Below are 2,946 nucleotides of genomic sequence, written 5' to 3' on the forward strand. Positions count from 1 at the left end.
AAAACCCATCTGGGTTGTATGGTTAAGCCTCTCGAGTCATTAGTACATGTTAGCTCAACGCCTCACAACGCTTACACACCATGCCTATCAACGTCCTAGTCTCGAACGGCTCTTTAGAGGAATTAAATTCCTAGGGATGACTCATCTTAGGGCTCGCTTCCCGCTTAGATGCTTTCAGCGGTTATCGATTCCGAACGTAGCTACCGGGCAATGCCATTGGCATGACAACCCGAACACCAGCGGTTCGTCCACTCCGGTCCTCTCGTACTAGGAGCAGCTCCCTTCAATCATCCAACGCCCACGGCAGATAGGGACCGAACTGTCTCACGACGTTCTGAACCCAGCTCGCGTACCACTTTAAATGGCGAACAGCCATACCCTTGGGACCGACTTCAGCCCCAGGATGTGATGAGCCGACATCGAGGTGCCAAACACCGCCGTCGATATGAACTCTTGGGCGGTATCAGCCTGTTATCCCCGGAGTACCTTTTATCCGTTGAGCGATGGCCCTTCCATTCAGAACCACCGGATCACTATGACCTACTTTCGTACCTGCTCGACGTGTATGTCTCGCAGTTAAGCTGGCTTATGCCATTGCACTAACCGTACGATGTCCGACCGTACTTAGCCAACCTTCGTGCTCCTCCGTTACTCTTTGGGAGGAGACCGCCCCAGTCAAACTACCCACCAGGCACTGTCCCTAATCCCGATAAGGGACCTAGGTTAGAACATCAAAACTACAAGGGTGGTATTTCAAGGACGACTCCATCATGACTAGCGTCACAACTTCAWAGTCTCCCACCTATCCTACACATGTAGGTTCAATGTTCAGTGCCAAGCTATAGTAAAGGTTCACGGGGTCTTTCCGTCTAGCCGCGGGTATACGGCATCTTCACCGCAATTTCAACTTCACTGAGTCTCGGCTGGAGACAGCGTGGCCATCATTACGCCATTCGTGCAGGTCGGAACTTACCCGACAAGGAATTTCGCTACCTTAGGACCGTTATAGTTACGGCCGCCGTTTACCGGGGCTTCGATCATGAGCTTCTCTTGCGATAACCCAATCAATTAACCTTCCGGCACCGGGCAGGCGTCACACCGTATACTTCCTCTTGCGAGTTTGCACAGTGCTGTGTTTTTGATAAACAGTTGCAGCCACCTGGTATCTGCGACTCCCGTCAGCTTAGAGAGCAAGTCTCATCACCAACAGGAGCGTACCTTCTCCCGAAGTTACGGTACCATTTTGCCTAGTTCCTTCAGCCGAGTTCTCTCAAGCGCCTTGGTATTCTCTACCCGACCACCTGTGTCGGTTTGGGGTACGATTCCCACTAACCTGAAGCTTAGAAGATTTTCCTGGAAGCATGGCATCAACTACTTCAGTCCCTTAGGACCTCGTCATCAGCTCTCAGTGTGTACATTTAAGTACGTGTCCCCGGATTTGCCTAAGAACACCACCTACCACCTTAAACGCGGACTACCAACGCCGCGCTAGCCTAGCCTTCTCCGTCTCTCCATCGCAGTTAGCGGAAGTACAGAAATATTAATCTGTTTCCCATCGATTACGCCTTTCGGCCTCACCTTAGGGGTCGACTCACCCTGCCCCGATTAACGTTGGACAGGAACCCTTGGTCTTTCGGCGAGGGGGTTTTTCACCCCCTTTATCGTTACTCATGTCAGCATTCGCACTTCTGATACCTCCAGCGTGGGTTACCCCTTCACCTTCAACGGCTTACAGAACGCTCCTCTACCGCGCACAGTAAACTGTGCACCCGTAGCTTCGGTGACTAGCTTAGCCCCGTTACATCTTCCGCGCAGGCCGACTCGACTAGTGAGCTATTACGCTTTCTTTAAATGATGGCTGCTTCTAAGCCAACATCCTAGCTGTCTAAGCCTTCCCACATCGTTTCCCACTTAGCTAGTACTTTGGGACCTTAGCTGACGGTCTGGGTTGTTTCCCTTTTGACGACGGACGTTAGCACCCGCCGTCTGTCTCCCGAGTAGTACTCATTGGTATTCGGAGTTTGCAAAGGGTTGGTAAGTCGGGATGACCCCCTAGCCTTAACAGTGCTCTACCCCCAATGGTATTCGCTCGAGGCGCTACCTAAATAGCTTTCGAGGAGAACCAGATATCTCCCGGTTTGATTGGCCTTTCACCCCCAGCCACAAGTCATCCGCTAATTTTTCAACATTAGTCGGTTCGGTCCTCCAGTTGATGTTACTCAACCTTCAACCTGCCCATGGCTAGATCACCGGGTTTCGGGTCTACACCTTGCAACTAAACGCGCAGTTAACACTCGGTTTCCCTACGGCTCCGCTATTCGCTTAACCTCGCTACAAAATGTAAGTCGCTGACCCATTATACAAAAGGTACGCAGTCACGGTCTCAAGAACCGCTCCCACTGCTTGTACGTATACGGTTTCAGGTTCTATTTCACTCCCCTCACAGGGGTTCTTTTCGCCTTTCCCTCACGGTACTGGTTCACTATCGGTCAGTCAGGAGTATTTAGCCTTGGAGGATGGTCCCCCCATATTCAAACAGGATGTCACGTGTCCCGCCTTACTCGTTTTCATCAATGGTTAGTTTTCATGTACGGGGCTATCACCCTGTGCCGCTGCGCTTTCCAACGCATTCCACTAACACCCCACTGACTTAAGGGCTAATCCCCGTTCGCTCGCCGCTACTAGGGGAATCTCGGTTGATTTCTTTTCCTAAGGGTACTTAGATGTTTCAGTTCCCCTCGTTCGCCTCGCAACACTATGTATTCATGTTGCGATAACAGCTTATGCTGCTGGGTTCCCCCATTCGGACATCGTTAGCTCAAATGCTTGTTACTAGCTCGCCAACGCTTTTCGCAAGTTACTACGTCCTTCATCGCCTCTGACTGCCAAGGCATCCACCGTATACGCTTAGTCGCTTAACCATACAACCCAAATGAGTTTCACTCA

1 rRNA gene is annotated in these 2,946 nt (G+C 51.2%); it reads right to left on the reverse strand.

Features of this window, described 5'->3' with window-relative positions:
* Window positions 1-18: 18 nt before the first annotated feature.
* Window positions 19-2,921 (reverse strand): 23S ribosomal RNA (locus tag L5L94_RS21690).
* Between the last annotated feature and the right edge of the window lie 25 nt (window positions 2,922-2,946).

Source organism: Shewanella sp. SM21 (genome assembly GCF_025654335.1).
Taxonomy (GTDB): Bacteria; Pseudomonadota; Gammaproteobacteria; order Enterobacterales; family Shewanellaceae; genus Shewanella; species Shewanella oncorhynchi.